Origin of the sequence: Erythrobacter litoralis, from assembly GCF_001719165.1 — a bacterium.
Classification (GTDB): domain Bacteria; phylum Pseudomonadota; class Alphaproteobacteria; order Sphingomonadales; family Sphingomonadaceae; genus Erythrobacter; species Erythrobacter litoralis.
Window position 1 is genome coordinate 907,804 of sequence record NZ_CP017057.1, and the last position, 18,530, is coordinate 926,333.

The following is an 18,530-nucleotide window of genomic DNA, read 5'->3' on the forward strand; positions in this document are numbered from 1 at the left end:
AGAGCGGTCCCGGGGGACGGGGTCTTTGCGCGAAATCAAATGCGCGTACGCGGCGGCCTTTCCTTGGTCTTTTCGCGGCAGTTCGCGGCATGGCAGGCCTTGGGATCGCAGGTGCGCTCGGGCGTGTCACCGTCGCCGAGCGGAATCGTGATCCTGCCGCCCCCGCACAGGCCGATCGTGAGGGCCTTCTCCTCCTGCGGCGCAGGGCCGGTCGCAAGCGGGATGAGCGCGGCGACAGCGAGGGCCGCCCCGTTCATTCGTCCTCCTCCCCATCCTCGTCGATCAGGATGCGGTTCGCCGCCCCGTCGAGATCGTCATACTGGCCGCTCTTCATGCTCCAGAAGAACGCGGCGAGCCCAAGGATGCCCATGCCGAGCGCGATCGGGATGAGGAAGGTGAGCCCTGTCATGCCGCGTCCTTCGCCGAGCCCGCCAGACGGAGAGAATTGGCGACCACGACGAGGGAGGAGAGCGACATCGCGATGGCGGCGATCAGCGGGGTGACATAGCCGAACAGCGCCAGCGGGATCGCGAGCAGGTTGTAGCCGATTGCAAAGACGAAATTCTGCCGCACGATCCGCATGGTCGAACGCGCCACCCTGATCGCGAGCGCGACCGGCATCAGCTTCTCGCCGATGAAGACCGCGTCGGCCGCCTGCTGGCTCGCGTCCGAAGCCGTGCCCGGCGCGATCGAGGCATGAGCGGCAGCAAGCGCCGGGCCGTCATTCAATCCGTCGCCCACCATCAGCGGGCGGCGGCCTTCCTCGCGCAGGGCTTCGAGTACGGCGAGCTTGTCCTGCGGGCTGGCGGCCGCCCGGGCTTCGAGGCCGAGCTGGCCGGCGACCTCCGCCACGGCCTGTTCGCGGTCGCCCGAAAGGATCCTCGCCGAAAGGCCCGCTTCGCCAAGCGCGGCCAGAGTTTCGGCGCTGTCGGTACGAAGCGGATCGGTGAAGGCGAGCGTCACAGCGCGCTCGCCCATGCGAAGGCGGGCGGCAAGCGCGACGCCTGCATCATCGGGCCGCTCGAGCGCAACGGGAACGCCGTTCCATTTGCCCGAAAGGCCAGTCCCGGTTTCCTCGTGCACATCGGCGATCGCGGCCGCCTCCACTCCCTCGGCCCGCAGCGCATCGGCAAGGCCCCGGCTGAGCGGGTGGCGGCTGTTCTGTGCAAGGCCCAGCGCCACGGCGCGGTCCTCTGCCGAAAGCCCGGAAATGTCGGGGCGGGGTTCGCCGAGCGTCAGCGTCCCGGTCTTGTCGAACAGGGCGACATCGCATTCGGCGAGGCGTTCCAGAGCGCTGCCGTCCTTGACTAGGAGGCCGCGCTTCAGCAGGGCTCCGGATGCGACCACCTGCGCGGCCGGGACGGCGAGGCCCATGGCGCAGGGGCATGTGATGATGAGCACCGCAATCGCGATGACCGCCGACTGATACCAGCCGGCACCCGCGATCATCCAGCCCACGAAGGCAAGCGCTGCGAGGCTGTGGACCACCGGCGCATAGGCGCGGCTGGCGCGGTCGGCGATGCGCACGTAATGGCTGCGCGACTGGCCTGCCTCGTCCATCAGCCGGGCGATCTCGGCGATGGCGGTGTCCTCTGCCGTGCGGGTCAGGCGCACGCGGATCGGCGCGCCGAGATTGATAGCGCCTGCATGGACCTCGCTGCCCTTGCCGACGGGTTCCGGCGTGCTTTCCCCGGTCAGCATGGAATTGTCGATACTGGAGGAGCCTTCCTCCACCTCGCCATCGGCGGCGAGCGCTTCGCCTGCGGCCACCAGGACCAGCATGCCGGGTTCGAGATCCTGCGCAACGACGCGCCGGGTCGCCCCGTCGGGGCCGATCACGCTCGCAGCTTTTCCCATCCGGCCGAGCAGCGCGCCGATCCCGGCGCGGGTGCGGGTGCGCATTTCCGCATCGAGCGCGCGGCCTGCAAGCAGGAAGAAGAGCAGCATGACCGCGCTCTCGAAAAAGGCATGCTCGCCCCCGGTGATCGTTTCGTAGAGGCTGAGCGCGGTGGCGAGGATCACCCCGATCGCGATCGGCACGTCCATGTTCGTGCGGCGATACCTGAGCGCCATCAGCGCGCTCGAGAAGAAGGGGCGGCCCGAATAGGCGATGACGGGCAGGGCGATCAGCGCGGAAAGCCAGTGAAACAATTCGCGCGTGGCGCCCTCCGCCCCGGCCCAGACGCTGACCGAAAGCAGCATCACGTTCATCATGCCGAAGCCCGCGACGCCCAGCGCGCGGGTCAGCTGCTTTTTCTCCGCCTCCTCCTGGCCGAGCGGGTTTTCGGCGACCGGCTGCGCCTCGAAACCGAGTTCGCGCAGCGCTTCGGAAATGCGTTCCTCATCGAGACCGGGCAGATGGTGCACCGCGACCCGCTTGGAGGAGAAATTCACGCGCGCCGCCTCGATCCCTTCGACCTTGGGCAATTCGCGCTCGATCTTGGCGATGCAGCCCGCGCAGCGCATTCCAGGCACGGTGAAGCGGGTGCCGACGAGCTTCGCCGCTCCGCTTTCATCGAGGGCAACCGGGGCGTTCACCTAGAGCTCGCTTTCGCCGGTCCACACGTCGTCTCCGGCGGTGATGGTAAGGCGCATGAGCCAGCGCCCCGCATCGAGCGGCGCGCGCGAGCGGTAGCGCCCGTCGCGGCCCGGATCAAAGACGAGGCTATCGAATTGTTTCTCACCCAGCGGGCGGCGCAATTCCGCCTCGACCCGCGCGCCGGCGGGCACATTGGCGGTCTCGATGATCACGTGGCCGTCCTCGCCGCGACCGGGGCGGACTTCCCAGCCCAGCGCGCGGGCTTTTTCCGCCTCGGCCAGCCAGGTGTTGAACTTCTGGCTCGCGACATAGGAATTCTCGACCACCACGCCGTGGAAACCGCCGACGGCAAGGCTCGCCATGTAGAAATTGACCGCGGCGACGATGGCGAAGCCGCCCACCAGCACCAGCGCCATGTGCCGGCCGGTGAATTCGCCCGTGCGGCGCGGTTTGCCGGCCATCATTCGCCTCCCGGCCCGGTGAAGGTCGTCGGCTGGATGTCGGTTTCGCCCTGCTCGTCGAGTGAGGTCAGGACGAAATCGAACGCCTCGGGGTTCGCGCCAGCGGGGACGGTGACATAGGCGCGCACGATCCGGGTCTCGTTCGCCGGAACGGTGAAGACCTGCTCGGGCGCGGCGTCCTCTGCGTTGATCGCATCGGTCCACATCACGGCGCCCGCCGGAAGGCCAGACAAGGCCACTTCCATCTCGCGCGGGCGCGCTTCCATGTTGCGCAGGCGCAGCGTGTACGAATTCCTGACCGATCCGTCCTTCATCAGCATGAAGGGCGGATTGCGGTCGGGCGAGACGGTGAGATCGGTGTGGCTGCGCGTGCCGAGAGCGAAGAGCATGGCAAGGCCGATCGCGGCCCAGACGCCGAAATAGATGAAGATGCGCGGGCGCACGAGCGCCTTCCAGGCGGGCGATGCGGGTTCGCCCGCGGCCTCTTTTTCGCATTGTTCGAGCGTCGCGTAATCGATTAGACCGCGCGGGCGGCCGACCTCGGCCATGACCTGGTCGCAGGCATCGATGCACAGCGCGCAGGTGATGCAGCCGATCTGCTGGCCTTCGCGGATGTCGATGCCGGTCGGGCAGACGGCGACGCACATGTTGCAGTCGATGCAGTCGCCGTATTCGTCCGGGTTCTTCGCCGCCTTCTTGAGGCTGCCGCGCTTTTCCCCGCGCCAGTCCTTGTAGGTGACGATGAGCGATTTTTCATCGAGCATCGCGGTCTGGATGCGCGGCCAGGGGCACATGTAGATGCACACCTGTTCGCGCATGAACCCGCCGAGCCAGAAGGTCGTGCCGGCGAGGATCCCGACCGTCGCATAGGCGACGAAGGCCGCCTCTCCGGTGAAGAAGTCCACGAACAGCGTGGGCGCATCGGCGAAATAGAGGATCCATGCCCCGCCCGTCGCCACGCTGATGAGAAGATAGACCGACCATTTCGACAGGCGGCGGGTTATCTTGCCCACGGTCCACGGCGCCTTGTCGAGGCGCATGCGGGCATTGCGGTCGCCGTCGAAGAAGCGGTCGACGTGCTGGAACAGGTCGGTCCAGACGGTCTGCGGGCAGGCATAGCCGCACCACGCCCGGCCGACCGCGCTGGTGACGAGGAACAGGCCGATCCCTGCCATGATCAGCATGCCGGCGACGAAATAGAATTCGTGCGGCCAGATCTCGATGTCGAACATGTAGAAACGGCGATTGGCGAGGTCGATCAGCACCGCCTGGTCCGGGGCGTAGGGCCCGCGGTCCCAGCGGATCCAGGGCGTGCCCCAGTAGATCGTCAGCGTGACGAACATGACAAACCACTTGAACCGCCGGAAAGGTCCGTCGATCCGCTTGTTGTGGACCGCCTTGCGCTTTTCGTAGAGGCTGCCGGTGCTCGCGGCAGGCTGGCTCGGAGCGTGGCGCTGGGTCGTCGCCGCAGGATCGGCCTCGGCCGGGCCAAGGGCGCCGCCCCAGTCCCGGCCTTCAGGCTTTGCCTGCGGTTTCTCGAGTTCCTCAGAGCTTGGCATCGTTCCTTGCCTTTTCGGCCTCAGCGACCTCTTCCGAGGTCTCCATGGTTTCCTCGATCACGTCCTCGGTCGCCTCGGTCGTCTGGCCGCCGCCACGCGAGTGGACATAGGCCGCCAGCATCTTGATCGTCACCGGATCGAGCCTGCCCGACCAGCCCGGCATCACGCCGTGACGGGGGGCGAGGATCTGGCGGCGGATGTCGTCCTTCTCGCCGCCATAGAGCCAGATCGCATCGTTCAGCGCCGGCGCGCCCTGCTGCGGATCGCCGCCGCCATTCGCGCCGTGGCAGACCGAGCAGTTCTGCTCGAAAAGCTGCGCGCCCTGGGCATTGCCTTCCGCCTTGCCGGAAAGCGAGAGGACGTGGCTGGTCACCGCGTCGATCTGGGCATTGTCGAGAATGCCTTCGAAGGCTGGCATATAGGCAAGCCGCGTCTGGTTTGAACCCTCCCAGCGGATGCCGTGATTGAGCGTGTACTCGATTTCCTCGAGCGTGCCGCCCCAGATCCAGTCGTCGTCGTTGAGGTTGGGATATCCGTATTCCTCATAACCCGCCGCGCCCGCGCCATGGCACTGGACGCAGTTGACCTTGAACGCGGCCGCGCCCCCGGCGATCGCCTGGCCCAGCAGTTCGGGCGAGGCGGCGAGCTTGTCGAGATCGGTTGCGGCGATCCGCTCGAAGGTGTCGCGCCGGGCGAGTTCGGCGGTGCTCATTTCCTTGGCGAGCTGGCCGCGGCTCGACCAGTCGAGCACGCCCTCGGTCGCCTGGTTCACCATCGGCCAGGCGGGATAGAGCACGACATAGACCGCCGCCCAGGCGCAGGTCGCGTAGAAGGTCCACAGCCACCAGCGCGGCAGCGGAGTGTTCAGCTCCTCGATGCCGTCCCATTCGTGACCGACGGTTTCGGTGCCGGTCGGCTCGTCGATGCGCTTATCAGTTGCCATCGTGGTCGTCCTTGAAAATCGAATGCTTGGCCGCGTCCACGTGGCGGCCAGCGCCCGGGCGGAAATGCCACAGGCACAAAATCAGGTAGAGCGAGAAGATCGCCACGAGGCCGTAGCTGTCGGCGAGGTGGCGCAGGGTTTCGTAGAAGCTCACCGGCCCTTCTCCTCGGCCAGTTCCTCCTGCGCCGCGACACTGTCGACATCGACCAGCGTGCCGAGCATCTGGAGATAGGCGATGAGCGCGTCCATCTCGGTCACGACGTCGGGATTGCCGTCGAAATCACGGATCTGCGTCTTGGGATAGCGTTCTTCCAGATCGCCCGCGTCAAGATCGGGATCGGCCTGCGCGAAAAGGTCGGTCTTCGCCATTTCGATGTCGATGTCGGAATAGGGCACGCCCACCCGGCGCAGCGCGGTGAGCGTGGCCGAGGCGTCGGGTACTTCGAGTGGGGTTTCCGCGAGGAAGGAATAGGGCGGCATGATGCTTTCGGGCACCACGCTCCTCGGGTCGATCAGGTGCTGGACGTGCCAGGCATCCGAATAGCGCCCGCCGACGCGAGCGAGGTCCGGCCCGGTGCGCTTCGAGCCCCATTGGAACGGATGATCGTACATCGATTCCGCGGCAAGGCTGTAATGGCCGTAACGTTCAACCTCGTCCCTGAAGGGCCGGATCATCTGGCTGTGGCAGACATAGCACCCTTCGCGGATGTAGATGTCGCGCCCGGCCTGTTCGAGCGGGGTGTAGGGGCGCATGCCTTCCACCTCCTCGATCGTGTTGTCGATCCAGAACAGCGGTGCGATCTCGACGATCCCCCCGATCGCCACCGTCACGAAAGTCGCGGCGGCGAGCAGGGTGATGTTCTTCTCGAGCTTCTTGTGGCCCTCGAAGGGTTCTTTCTTCGGCTTGTCGTTGCTCATTGTGCTTGTCCTGAGAGCTTATTCTGCGGGCTCGGCCTGCGGGCGGGCGCCCTGCGGCTGCGGGACGACCGGGCGGTCGGCCGCCTCGTCGTGCGGCGTGTCGCCCATCGGGGCTTCCTCGCGCTGGTAGCCGGCGATCGTCATCCAGATGTTGTAGGCCATGATGATCGCACCGGAGAGGTAGAGGAGGCCGCCGAAAGCGCGCATCCAGTACATCGGGTTCAATGCCGCGACCGTGTCGACGAAGCTGTTCACGAGGAACCCGTCGGAGCCGTATTCGCGCCACATCAGGCCCTGCGTGATCCCGGCGACCCACATCGAGGAGGCGTAGAAGACGATCCCCAAAGTCGCGAGCCAGAAGTGCCAGTTGATCATCCGCAGCGAATAGAGCCGCTCCTTCTGCCACAGCCGCGGCACGAGGAAGTAGACGCAGGCGAAGGTGATCATCCCGTTCCAGCCCAGCGCGCCGGAATGGACGTGGCCGATGGTCCAGTCGGTGTAGTGCGACAGCGAATTCACCGCCTTGATCGACAGCATCGGGCCTTCGAAGGTGCTCATCCCGTAGAAGGCCAGCGCGAGGACCATCATGCGGATGATCGGGTCGGTGCGGACCTTGTCCCAGGCGCCGTTCAGCGTCATCAGCCCGTTGATCATCCCGCCCCAGGACGGCATCCACAGCATGATCGAGAACACCATGCCCAGCGTCTGCGCCCAGTCCGGGAGCGCCGTGTAATGGAGGTGGTGCGGACCCGCCCAGATGTAGAGGAAGATCAGCGACCAGAAGTGGATGATCGAAAGGCGGTAGGAATAGACCGGCCGGTTCGCCTGCTTCGGCACGAAGTAGTACATCATCGCGAGGAATCCCGCGGTGAGGAAGAAGCCGACCGCATTGTGGCCGTACCACCACTGGGTGAGCGCATCCTGCACGCCTGCAAAGGCCGAATAGCTGCGCGTGCCCAGCAGGCTCACCGGCATTGCGAGATTGTTGACCACGTGCAGCATCGCGATTGTCACGATGAAGGCGAGGTAGAACCAGTTCGCGACGTAGATGTGCGGTTCGTGCCGGCGCAGCAGCGTGCCGACGAAGACCGCGAGATAGGCGAGCCAGACCACGGTCAGCCACAGGTCGACATACCATTCGGGCTCGGCATATTCCTTCGACTGGGTGATGCCGAGGAGATAGCCGGTCGCGGCCAGCACGATGAAGAGCTGGTAACCCCAGAACACGAAGCGGGCCATGCCGGGGAAGGCGAGCGTAGTGCGGCAGGTGCGCTGGACCACGTAGAAACTCGTCGCGATCAGCGCATTGCCGCCGAAGGCAAAGATGACCGCGCTGGTGTGGAGCGGGCGGAGGCGGCCGAAATTGAACCAGGGTTCGAAATTGATCCACGGATAGGCGAGCTGGACCGCGATCACCACGCCCGCGAGCAGGCCGGCAAGGCCCCAGAACATCGTCGCGATGACGCCCCAGCGCACGATGTCGTCATCGTAGCGTGATGGTCCGGGCGGCATCTTGAAGATGCTCTGCGCCTTAGCCATCGGGTCGTAGCTGTTGAGCGTGACCACGATCAGGATCAGCGCAACCGCTGCGACGATCCCCATGTGGATGGCAAAGCCCGCATCCTGCGCGCCCGCAATGGCCGCGATGGCCGCCAAAAGGACAAGGGCCCAGATACCGAGCCGGCTGAGTACTGCTTCCATTTCTTACGATCCCTTCCGTCAGCGCGGCCTTACGCGCCCCCGTGTCTTCCTTAATTGATCTGGATCAATTTTTGAACGTCCCGTTCCTCGCCTGACCCGTCCCGGCTTCTTCGGCCAGTTTTTCGAGATCGGTCAATCGCACGATCGAACGGCCCTCCGTCTCGACCAGCCCCGCCTCGCGCAATTCGGAGAACTGACGGCTGACGGTCTCGATCGTGAGGCCCAGGCTGTCGCCTATGTCCCTCCTGCTCATCGGTAGCAATACCTCGCATTTCCCGCAGGTTGACCCTGCCAGCCGCTCCGCCATCGAGACCAGGAAATCCGCGATCCGCTGGCGCGCGGACCGGTGGCCCAATTGCATCATCTTGGTCCGGCTGCGGTGCAGCGCCTGCAGCGAACGGGCAAGAACCGAGCGCAAGATGACCGGGTCGTCCTGCGCGACATCGAGAAATTCGTCCGATGCAAAGATCACAAGTTCCAGATCATTGAGCGCAACGAGCCGGAAATCGCCATCCGACTGGCGCAGGACGGAAACGATATCGCCTGCGAAATGGAATGCGAGGACGTGGTTGTGCGAGCGCACCGATTCGCTGTCGATGCCGTTCGCTTCGCTCGCATTGCGGGCGGCGGCCGACTGGCCGACCAGCTTGGCCGCGCCCGAGGCGACGAACACCAGCCGGTCGCCGACCGGATCGGCGGCGAGTTCCTCACCCTTGGGGATGAAGCGATATTCGCCTGCACAGCACAGCCGATCAGCCGTCCGCGAGGCACCATGGCAACCGGGCATGGCATCGCGAAACGCGGCCATGCTCAGTTTTTCGGCGGGTTGGACAAGCGTCGCCATAACGAGAGGCTGTCTGCCGCTGCGCCTGCCCTTCGTCTTTGATCCCGATCAAGCGCGGCGTTTGCGGGTTTTGATCGGGATCAATGAGGCGCCGGCGATGCTGCGGCAATCGACCACCACGGGCAGCAAGCATCCTGGGTCGCGGAGGGCGACCACTGCTGCCTTCGCAGGAAAGGGAAAATGAAAACACTCCTGATGATCACGGGCGCCGCTCTCGCGCTCGCAGCCAACCCCGCCACCGCCCAGGACCGTTCGAATGACCGCGCGGGCGATATCCAGTTCAAGGTGCTCGGCACCGCGGTCCTGCCCGATGGCGAGATCGAGCAAGTCAATGTGGACATCGTCGGCCTGCCCGCGAACACGCAGACCGCGGCAAGCGACAATTACGTGCCGACCATCGCAGTCGAATATTTCGTCACGCACAATTTTTCGGTCGAGACGATCGCAGGGATAACCCAGCACGATGTCGACGCGGTCTCGGGCCTTCCCGGCGCCGAACTGGTTTCCGACGCGCAGCTGATCCCGGCAACGGTAACCGCCAAGCTCCACTTCGATCTCGGCGACAGCATCAAGCCTTATGTCGGCGCGGGTCCGACCTATTTCCTGTGGGTCAGCGACAAGCCCGGTGCGGCGACCATACCGCTCGGCGTGACCGATACCGACCTTTCCGACGAGTTCGGTGTCGCGCTGCAGGCGGGCGTCGACGTGGCGCTCGGCGATGACGGGTTCGGACTTACACTCGATGCCAAGCGCTATTTCATCGGCACGACAGCGCGCTGGTTCGCAGGCGACGTTCTCGCGATCGAGACCGAGCACAATATCGACCCCTGGGTCCTCTCGGCGGGCGTAAGCTACCGCTTCTGATCTGCAGCGGGTATTCGCTCGGACACGAAATCGGCCCCGCCCGGCGATGCGTCGGCGGGGCCGAACCACGTCCGGAATCCCGCTGAGCGAAGCCCTGCGCAAGGGCATTGTCAGCGAACGCGCTGCGTGTAGGGTTCGCCCTTGAGAGAAGAGGGAGACTCGAAATGCTGCACGCCGTCGCACGGCCGCAATCCGACGCGCCCACCCATTGCGTGGCCGAGCAATATGCCGACATGTATCGCCGCTCGATCGAGGATCCTGACGGCTTCTGGCTCGAACAGGCTCAGCGGCTCGACTGGTACCGGGTGCCGACCAGGGGCGGCGAGTGGTCATGGGACCCGGTCGACATTAAGTGGTTTGCCGACGGCTCGCTCAACCTGTGCCACAATGCGGTCGACCGCCACCTGGAGGTGCGCGGCGATGATACGGCGATCATTTTCGAACCCGACGATCCATCCGGCGATGGCCGTACACTCAGCTATCGTGAACTCCACCGCGAAGTGGTGCGGATGGCGAACGCGCTCAAGGCGATGGGCGTCGCGAAGGGCGACCGGGTCACGATCTACATGCCCATGATCGTCGAGGGCGTCACCGCCATGCTCGCCTGCGCGCGGATCGGGGCGGTTCACTCGGTCGTCTTCGGCGGCTTCTCGCCCGAGGCGCTCGCCGGCCGGATCGAGGATTGCGAGAGCCGCTTCGTCGTCACCGCCGATGAAGGCCTGCGCGGCTCGAAACGGGTGCCCTTGAAGGCCAATGTCGATGCCGCTCTCGCCGAGCCCGATCACGACACGCCGATCGACGGGATGCTCGTCATTCGCCACACGGGGGCCGACATAGCCATGACCGAGGGGCGCGACCACTGGTTCCACGAGGTCGCCTCGGACGCCGACTGCCCCTGCGAGGAAATGGCGGCGGAGGATCCGTTGTTTATCCTCTACACCTCCGGATCGACCGGCAAGCCCAAGGGCGTGCTGCACACGACCGGCGGTTATGGCGTGTGGACCGCGACGACGTTCCACTACGTCTTCGACTACCGGCCGGGCGAGATCTACTGGTGCACCGCCGATATCGGCTGGGTCACCGGGCACAGCTATATCGTCTACGGCCCGCTGATGAACGGGGCTACCAGCCTCGTGTTCGAAGGCGTGCCGAACTATCCCGATCATGGCCGATTCTGGGAAGTGGTGGACCGGCACAAGGTCAATATCCTCTACACCGCGCCCACCGCGATCCGGGCGCTGATGCGCGAAGGGGACGATCACGTGCGGCAACGCGATCGCTCCTCGCTCCGCCTGCTCGGCAGCGTGGGCGAGCCGATCAATCCCGAGGCATGGCGCTGGTATTTCGACGTCGTGGGCGAGGGTCGCGCACCCATAGTCGACACCTGGTGGCAGACCGAGACGGGAGGGGTGATGATCACCACGCTTCCTGCCGCTCACGACATGAAACCGGGCAGCGCGGGGCTCCCCTTCTTCGGGATCGAGCCGCAATTGGTGGACAACGAGGGCGCGGTTCTTGAGGGCGAGGCTGAGGGCAATCTGTGCATCACCGCCAGCTGGCCCGGACAGGCGCGCACGGTCTACGGCGACCATGAACGCTTCGTGCAGACCTATTTCACCGCCTACAAAGCGAAGTATTTCACCGGCGACGGCTGCAAGCGCGACGCGGACGGCTATTACTGGATCACCGGGCGGGTCGACGATGTCATCAACGTCTCCGGCCACCGCATGGGGACCGCCGAGGTCGAGAGCGCGCTGGTGCTCCATCCCAAGGTCGCGGAAGCGGCGGTGGTGGGCTATCCGCACGACATCAAGGGGCAGGGCATCTACTGCTACGTCACCCTCAATGCGGGCGAGGAAGGCTCGGACGAGCTCTACGCGGAGCTGCGCAACTGGGTCAGGCAGGAGATCGGCCCGATCGCGACGCCCGATCACATGCAGTTCACCGACGGGCTGCCCAAGACACGCTCAGGCAAGATCATGCGCCGCATCCTCAGGAAAGTGGCGGAGAACGATTACGGCGCGCTGGGCGACACGTCGACGCTCGCCGATCCATCGCTGGTCGACCGCCTTATCGACGGTCGCAGGAACCGCTGACCTCTATTCGAGGCCGAGTTCGTCGAGGTTCATCGTCGCCGCATTGTAGCTTGCGGTTGCAAGGCGCCCGATCAGGTCGGCGCGGATCGCGCGGATCTGGGCATCGGCAGCGCGCTCCTCGCGCAGGTTGACGAGGAAGAAATCCCCCGCTCCGAGGCGGAAACGCTTGCGCTCGGCTTCGACCATCGTGGTCGCCTGTTCCACCTCGTCGTCGGCGAGGTCGGCGAGCCGCAGCGCGGCGTCGAGATTGGTGAGGATATTGTCGAGTTCGACCGAGATCTCGTCGGCGATCCTTTGCTGTTCGAGCTGGCGTGCGCGCAATTCCGCCTCGGCCCGGCGCAGGCGGCCTCGTGCCTCGCGCCGCTGGAGCGGAACGGTGAAGGTAAGGCCGACGACGGTGTCGGTCGAATCGAAGCTCGGCCCGCCATCGCCCACCGGGCCGAAATCGCGCGACAGTTCGACTTCGAAATCGAGCCGCGGCTTGAGATCGTTGCGCCTCAATTCGACCCGGTTTTCGGCGCGTTCGATTGCAAGGCGCAGGGTTTCGAGTTCGGGCCGCTCTTCGAGTACGAACCGGCGGCGATCGGCCAACAGGGCGTTCATGTCCGGCAGATTGCTGAGCAGTTCCGCGCTCGGCAATTGCTCGCGGGTCGGCACGAACAGATTGCCGTCGCCGTCGCGCAGATAGAAGGACAGGCTGTTCGCCGCGGTCTGGAAATCGCGCTGCGCCTCGGCCAGCAGGCTGCGGCGGCGGATCAAGTTCTGTTCGTTTTCGGTCAGTGCGATTGCCGGCAGCGCCCCTTCGCGTACCTGGCGTGCGAGACCGATCGCCCGGGCCTCGGCGATTTCGAGCAATTCCTCATAGACCCGTATCTCATTTCCCGCCGCGACCCAGGACCAGTAGGCCTGCAGCGCCTCGTACTGCACATTGAGCTGGACCAGCAGCACGTCGAGGCGCGCCTGGCTCGCCGCGAGCCGCGTATCCTGAAGGGCGAAGCGGCGATCGTCGATCGTGCTGTCGCGCAGCAGCGAAAGCAGCGCGCCGACCTTGAATTCGCCGAGCTCGTTGGTGTTGAAGATATTCTCGTAGATCGGGAAATCGCCATCCGAAAGCTTGTAGCTGCCGAACACCTTGGCCCCGAACGGACGCAGCGGCTGGGTCGCCTTGAACTCGGCAAAGCCACCCGAATAGAACCCGCTCACGCGGTCATAGGCCTGGGCATCGAGCATCAGATCGAACGCTCCGTCGGCGGCGAGCTGGTCGCCGCGCGCGGCCGCCTCGCGCTCGAAGCTTTCAAGGATCGCGGGGAAGGTTAGCGCGGACGACCGCAGCACCTCGTCTGGCAGCAGCGGCCCGTTTTTGAGTACGACCTCGATTGGATCGGCAACGGGTTCGATGTCCTGCGCGGCAAGCGGAAGGGTGGACCCGAGCGACAGCGGCAGGCACAGCACCGCCGCCGAGCGGCGCAACCTGCGGCGCAAGGACTCCGGACCGGACCGCCCAGCCTTCCTGTCCGACGCTCGGCGCATGATCAGGCCGACGTCCCCGCAGGTTCGGCCCCGGCGGGAAGCTCGGGTGGGAAATTGTTGAGCTGGCGCCAGATTTCATAGCCCACCGGCACGGTCTCGAGCAGGATCCAGGCGCGGACCGAAGCGCCGAAGCGGGCATAGCGCTCCTTTGGCCAGGCATGCGGATCGGACTTGTCTTCGGAGATGAGAACGCGGAACCGTCCGTCGGCCTGCGCCGACTGGTCGACCGCGGTTACGATGCCACCGAAAGTGCCGACCGCGACCGAAGGCCAGCCGCTGAACTGAACGACGGGCCAGCCTTCGAACTGCACGCGTGCCTTGTCGCCGACCTGGACGAGACCGACATCGCGCCCGTCGACGAAGATCTCGATCACCCGCTCGGCCGATTGGGGAACGAAGGTGACCAGCACGTCACCGGCGTTGACGATCGTTGCGACGTCGCCCGCATTGACGCTCTGGATGAAACCGTCGCGCGGCGCGGTGACGAGCTGGGAGGACTGGCGGGAGAGGCTTGTCTGGGTGCGGGTCAGATTGGCCTGCGCTTCGGCCACGCTGCCGCGCAGCTGTTCTACCCGTATCTGCGCCTGTTCGTAATCGCGCCGCGCGGCCAGCCCTTCACGGAACAGTTCGGCCATCCGCCGTTCGTCGATTTCAGCGGTGGCGAGCGCGTTGCGCGCGGCCTGTAGCTGGATCTCGACCTGCTGACGTTCGGCTTCGAGCCGCTCCACGAGCTGCGGATCGATGTCCGCGATGCGCGCGATCGGGTCGCCTTTTTTCACCTGGCTCCCGTCGCGAACGTAGAATTCCTCGATCCGGCCTGACACCAGCGCGTTGAGTTCCTGCTGGCGTTCATTTGGATTGAGCGTGGTCACGACGCCCTGCCCGCTCGTGGTCTGGACCCAGGGTACGTAGATAAGGAAGCCGACCGTGGCGATGAAGCCGAACAGCAGGATCAGGAACACCGTGCGCATGACGCGCGGCGTCTTGACGCTGTCGAGCGCAGTGAATTGCGGGATATCTTGGGCGAGCACGGCCATTTTCTATTCTCCCACCACGTTCGCCTTGCCGGGCGCATCTTCGGCCTTGAGCAGGCGCGGGCCGCCCGGCCGGCGCGGCGGCTTCTGGTTCACGGCGAGGCAGAAATCCTCGAAATCGCCGAAATAGCGTTGCTGCTTAGCCTCGAGGAAGAGGAAGCGGTCGAAGCCGAGATCGATCCGGCGGTTCGAGAAGCAGATCACGGTGGTGTAGGCCTGTTCGCGCAGTTCGGTGACCGCACGGGCGAGGTTTTCCTCGTCGAGCAGGTCGAACAGGCGTGAAAGCACCAGCACACGCGGCTGTTCAAGCAGGGCATTGGCGAGCTTCAATTGCTGCAATTCGACCGATGAGAGCGGATAGCCGGTCGAGGCGATCGGCGTGTCGAGCCCTTTTTCGAAAGTCGATATCGTATCGACGAGGCCGACCGTCTCGAGCGCGGCAATCATCCGCCTGGTCGCGCTTTCGGGGCAGGACAGGCTGAGATATTCGCGGATCGTCATGCCGACGAAAGTCGGCCGATCGAGCACGTGGATGTTCTTGCGCAGATTGTGCGCTTCGATGTTCATGAGGTCGATGCCGCCCATCGTCGCGAAACCGCTTTCGGGCAGTTCGTGCATCTTGAGCAGGTTGGTGAAGAGCCGCTGCACGCCGTGATGGCTGGCCGCAGCCATCACGATCGCGCCGCTCGGTATCTCGAGATTGAATTCCGCGTCTTCGTGCCGGGCGCGCCCGCGGACTCCTTCGAAAACGAGCGTGTGATCGTCGCCGTGCATCGGATCCGCCCCGGAGGGTTCCTCCTGCTGTACGTCGTAGAACAGCGACAGCTCTTCGATCGCGGCGCACAGATCGTAGAAATAGGTGAGATAGGTGCCGAGCTGGGCGACGCCGAAAAACGCGACCGACAGGACCAGCTCCGCCGCCACCAACTGGCCGAGCGTAAGCTGCCCCTGGATCACCAGCCACCCGCCAAGTCCCAGCAGCACCGCGCTTGCCAGCGCGTAAAGCACGAGGAAAGAGATCGTCTGCGAGAAATGCTGCCGGAAATGGCGCTTGCGCTCTGTCAGGTAATTGGCGGTGAAATCATTGGTCCGATCGAAGGCATATTCGATCCGGCGCTGCGACTTGAAGAAGCCGTTCGAGCCGCCGATCGTCTCGACCCAGGCGGCTGTCGCGTGCTTGGCGTGCGAAAGATCGATGCCGGTTCGGATCGCCTTGTTGCCCCAGACCGCCCAGATGATCCAGATCAGCGCCGCCATGACCAGCGTGAAAAGCAGGAACAGCGGGTGGTAGAGCGATACGAGGATGAAACCGACCACGATCTGCAGCACCACGGTAAAGCCGTTGATGAAAAGGACCGGGGTCGCGATCTGCACGTTGATCACGTCGAAATAGCGGTTGAAGAGCGAGCCGCGATTGGTGTCGTTGAAGAACGGGTTCTGCGCATGCACCGAAATCAGCGCGATCTCGGCCACCATTCGGGCGTAGAAACGTCGCGCGAACAGTTCCATCAGGTGAACCCGCAAGGCATAAAGCAGGCCGGACAGCATCAGCAGCCCGAACAGGGTCAGCGAAAGCATCACAAGCGGCGCGGTGAGCGCGGTGTTCGCGACCGTGTTGATCAGCATCTGGACCGAGATCGGTGTCGCCAGCGAGAGCAGGCTGATGCCGATGCCGTACACGATCGCCAGCCAGTAGAAATTGCCTTCGGGCTTCAGGATCTCGAAGAATCGCCGAAAGAACTTCACCAGCGAGATGCGGTCGCCATAGGAGGGGTTATGGGCTGCCATTGCCGTTAGTGTTCCGTTCGCTCCGAAGCCTGGGCACGACCATGCCCTAATCCTTTCGCCCGCGACACCCCGAACCGCGGATCCTTGAACCCGTCAGGCCGCCCCGCTGTTACGAGATATTGTCTGGTCCGAATGCCGCGAAACCGGATTCGAGGAGGAACGGTTTCCTCCTTCCGGGTTCCGGTGGCACTCGGGCGGCGCGGCCAGCGTGTCTTGTGCAGGTGCGAAGTGTCGCGATTCATGTCGTTTATCAAGCCCGGATTGTAAAAACCTATCCACTTTGCACACGATTTCGGCACCGACAGGGCGGTGAAATCGGGCACGATCGATGCTAGGGTTCAGATTGATCCTAGCTGAACCGGATATCGTTGCGCCGGGGGGCTGGCCTTGCTGACAAGTGGAGCACCGATGAGCCAAGCCGACAGCATCAGTGCGGCACTTGCCGCCGCCCCGGTCGTCCCGCTCGTCGACAGCGGGGATCCTGATCAAGCCGTCGCCACGGCCCGCGCTCTGCTCGAAGGCGGCCTTGCCGTGCAGGAAGTCGTGCTGCGCCGGCCCGGCGCGCTCGATGCGATGCGCTCGATGGCGCAAAGGCGCGCGGACATCGGCGAGGGCCTGATCGTCGGGGCAGGGACCGTCCTCACTCTCGAGCAGGCCAAAGCCGTGCACAAGGCTGGAGCTGAATTCATCGTCTCGCCCGGCCTGCTCGATGAGATCGTGCACTATTGCATGGACGAGGGCCTGCCGGTCTTTCCCGGCACCGCCACCGCCAGCGAGGTCCAGCGCGCCCATGCCCTCGGCCTTCGCGCGGTGAAGTTCTTTCCCGCGTCACTTGCCGGGGGCGTGCCGATGCTGAAGGCGCTGTCCTCGGTCTTTTCCGCAATGCGCTTCATGCCGACCGGCGGTATATCGGCAGCGAACCTGCACGAATATCTCGCTCTTCCAGGCGTGATCGCCTGCGGGGGAAGCTGGCTGACCCCGCGCGAGGTGATCGCGGCAGGGGATTATGACGCGGTCACGGGACTGGCGCGCGAGGCAGTTGCGATCGCCCGGGCGGCCCGGGATTAGGCGGCACCGCCGCGTGAGGCCCCCATCGAAGCACCTCCTGCTGGTGGGCGGCGGCCATGCCCATGTCGCGGTGCTGGCCGACTGGATCGAGAACGGCCCGCCTCCAGGAGCGCGCGCCACTCTCCTCACCCCACACCCGGCGCTGCGTTATTCGGGCATGGTGCCCGGCTGGATGGTTGGCGATCATGAGCGGCTGCGCGGGATCGTCGATTGCGCCGGGCTGGCCGGCCGGGCAGGAGTCGAACTGGTTCTCGCGCGCGCGAGCGCGATCGACCCGGACGCTCGGGCGATCACGACCGATGCCGGTGAGCGGATCGGCTTCGACCTGGCCTCGCTCGATGTCGGCGGGACCGGCCATGCCGCAGCCACGCTGGGCGAGGATCCGCGCCTGATCGAAATTCGCCCGATCGAACGGTTCGTCGAACGGCTCGCGCAGTGGCGAGCGGAATTGCTTGCGGCTGACCCGGCGCCCTTTGTGCGAGCCGCGGTGATCGGTGGAGGAGCGGGGGGTGTGGAACTTGCCTTTGCGATGCGCAATCTCGCCGGGCTGGAGACGCGCCCCGAGGTGACGCTGGTGGCAGGGAGCGCAGGGCTGGTGCCGACGATGTCGCGCGCCGTCCGCCGCAAGGTAGCCAGCGAACTCGCGCGGCAGGAGATCGCGGTGGTCGCGCAGGATGCGCGGTTCGGCGAGGGAACCCTGCGCGCCGGGAAGATCGCGCTCGAGCCGTTCGACATCGTTCTGGCCGCGCTAGGCAGCGCGGCTCCCGATTGGCCGAGCGAGGGCGGGCTCGCAACGGACCCGGCGGGCTTCATAGCGGTGGACGCGTTCCAGCGCTCAATCTCTCACCCGCATGTCTTCGCGGTCGGAGACGTCGCTGCGCGGCAGGACCGCGAGGTTCCTCATTCCGGGGTCCACGCGGTCTTCGCCGGCCCGAAGCTTGCTGCGAACCTTCGCGCCGCGCTCGCCGATCGGGCCGTATCCGAACGCTATCGCCCGCGGTTCAACAGTCTCTATCTCCTGTCGACCGGAAATGGCGCCGCGATTGCGAGCTACGGGCCGCTCGCGGCAAGGGGGCGCTGGGTCGCCATGCTCAAGCGATGGATAGACTTGCGCTGGATCGACACCTACGCAGGGCTCGCGGGGTCGGCCTGAGCCGTCTCAAGCCCGCGCATCCGCCAGCAAAG

At 65.2% G+C, this 18,530-nt stretch carries 17 protein-coding genes; 4 read left to right on the forward strand and 13 right to left on the reverse strand.

The window, feature by feature from the left end:
- Positions 1–35 precede the first annotated feature (35 nt).
- The 10 genes from Ga0102493_RS04170 to Ga0102493_RS04215 all read right to left on the reverse strand — a co-directional run bounded on the left by Ga0102493_RS04170 (position 36) and on the right by Ga0102493_RS04215 (position 8,929).
- Positions 36–257, reverse strand: a complete 222-nt coding sequence (locus tag Ga0102493_RS04170; RefSeq protein WP_034904460.1) for a hypothetical protein — start codon at positions 255–257, stop codon at positions 36–38.
- Entirely contained in the window at positions 254–409 is a 156-nt protein-coding gene (gene ccoS / locus Ga0102493_RS04175) for a cbb3-type cytochrome oxidase assembly protein CcoS (RefSeq protein ID WP_034904458.1), read from the reverse strand. The genes Ga0102493_RS04170 and ccoS overlap by 4 nt, the downstream gene beginning before the upstream one ends.
- Complete coding sequence (locus Ga0102493_RS04180; RefSeq protein WP_034904456.1) at positions 406–2,538, reverse strand: heavy metal translocating P-type ATPase; 2,133 nt, start codon at positions 2,536–2,538, stop codon at positions 406–408. The genes ccoS and Ga0102493_RS04180 overlap by 4 nt, the downstream gene beginning before the upstream one ends.
- A complete protein-coding gene (locus tag Ga0102493_RS04185) occupies positions 2,539–3,003 on the reverse strand; it encodes a FixH family protein (protein ID WP_236922288.1) in 465 nt (154 codons plus the stop codon).
- On the reverse strand, positions 3,000–4,559 hold the full coding sequence (gene ccoG / locus Ga0102493_RS04190) for a cytochrome c oxidase accessory protein CcoG (RefSeq protein WP_034904453.1): 1,560 nt from the start codon (positions 4,557–4,559) through the stop codon (positions 3,000–3,002). The genes Ga0102493_RS04185 and ccoG overlap by 4 nt, the downstream gene beginning before the upstream one ends.
- Positions 4,546–5,502: a cytochrome-c oxidase, cbb3-type subunit III gene (gene ccoP, locus Ga0102493_RS04195; RefSeq protein WP_034904450.1), complete on the reverse strand. Its 957-nt coding sequence runs from the start codon at positions 5,500–5,502 to the stop codon at positions 4,546–4,548. The genes ccoG and ccoP overlap by 14 nt, the downstream gene beginning before the upstream one ends.
- Entirely contained in the window at positions 5,492–5,656 is a 165-nt protein-coding gene (locus Ga0102493_RS04200; RefSeq protein WP_034904447.1) for a cbb3-type cytochrome c oxidase subunit 3, read from the reverse strand. The genes ccoP and Ga0102493_RS04200 overlap by 11 nt, the downstream gene beginning before the upstream one ends.
- Entirely contained in the window at positions 5,653–6,420 is a 768-nt protein-coding gene (ccoO, locus tag Ga0102493_RS04205) for a cytochrome-c oxidase, cbb3-type subunit II (protein WP_034904445.1), read from the reverse strand. Before ccoO ends, Ga0102493_RS04200 begins: the two co-directional genes overlap by 4 nt.
- Before the next feature lie 18 nt (positions 6,421–6,438).
- Positions 6,439–8,121 (reverse strand): cytochrome-c oxidase, cbb3-type subunit I, encoded by a 1,683-nt coding sequence (gene ccoN / locus Ga0102493_RS04210; RefSeq protein ID WP_034904442.1) that lies wholly within the window; start codon positions 8,119–8,121, stop codon positions 6,439–6,441.
- 64 nt (positions 8,122–8,185) lie between these two features.
- Positions 8,186–8,929 carry a Crp/Fnr family transcriptional regulator gene (locus Ga0102493_RS04215; RefSeq protein WP_161490039.1) on the reverse strand — a complete coding sequence of 248 codons (744 nt, stop codon included), beginning with the start codon at positions 8,927–8,929 and terminating at the stop codon, positions 8,186–8,188.
- 216 nt (positions 8,930–9,145) lie between these two features.
- Here Ga0102493_RS04215 and Ga0102493_RS04220 point away from each other — a divergent pair, with 216 nt between their 5' ends.
- Together Ga0102493_RS04220 and acs are read left to right on the forward strand one after the other, a co-directional pair.
- Positions 9,146–9,829, forward strand: a complete 684-nt coding sequence (locus Ga0102493_RS04220; RefSeq protein ID WP_034904440.1) for an OmpW/AlkL family protein — start codon at positions 9,146–9,148, stop codon at positions 9,827–9,829.
- Positions 9,830–9,993: 164 nt separating this feature from the next.
- On the forward strand, positions 9,994–11,925 hold the full coding sequence (gene acs / locus Ga0102493_RS04225) for an acetate--CoA ligase (RefSeq protein WP_034904436.1): 1,932 nt from the start codon (positions 9,994–9,996) through the stop codon (positions 11,923–11,925).
- A 3-nt stretch (positions 11,926–11,928) separates the two neighbouring features.
- Here acs and Ga0102493_RS04230 read toward each other — a convergent pair whose 3' ends face one another.
- Genes Ga0102493_RS04230 through Ga0102493_RS04240 form a run of 3 tightly spaced genes read right to left on the reverse strand, consistent with a single transcriptional unit; the run spans position 11,929 to position 16,277 of the window.
- Positions 11,929–13,407 (reverse strand): TolC family protein, encoded by a 1,479-nt coding sequence (locus tag Ga0102493_RS04230; protein WP_236922289.1) that lies wholly within the window; start codon positions 13,405–13,407, stop codon positions 11,929–11,931.
- A 50-nt stretch (positions 13,408–13,457) separates the two neighbouring features.
- Positions 13,458–14,492, reverse strand: a complete 1,035-nt coding sequence (locus Ga0102493_RS04235) for an HlyD family secretion protein (RefSeq protein WP_034904434.1) — start codon at positions 14,490–14,492, stop codon at positions 13,458–13,460.
- Positions 14,493–14,495: 3 nt separating this feature from the next.
- On the reverse strand, positions 14,496–16,277 hold the full coding sequence (locus Ga0102493_RS04240) for an ABC transporter transmembrane domain-containing protein (RefSeq protein WP_081845667.1): 1,782 nt from the start codon (positions 16,275–16,277) through the stop codon (positions 14,496–14,498).
- Positions 16,278–16,685: 408 nt separating this feature from the next.
- Between Ga0102493_RS04240 and eda the strand changes: the two genes are divergently transcribed.
- Positions 16,686–17,345, forward strand: a complete 660-nt coding sequence (gene eda, locus Ga0102493_RS04245) for a bifunctional 4-hydroxy-2-oxoglutarate aldolase/2-dehydro-3-deoxy-phosphogluconate aldolase (protein WP_034904432.1) — start codon at positions 16,686–16,688, stop codon at positions 17,343–17,345.
- Between the two features lie 13 nt (positions 17,346–17,358).
- Positions 17,359–18,498, forward strand: coding sequence for an FAD-dependent oxidoreductase (locus Ga0102493_RS04250; protein ID WP_034904431.1), 1,140 nt, complete (start codon positions 17,359–17,361; stop codon positions 18,496–18,498).
- Positions 18,499–18,530: the final 32 nt, after the last annotated feature.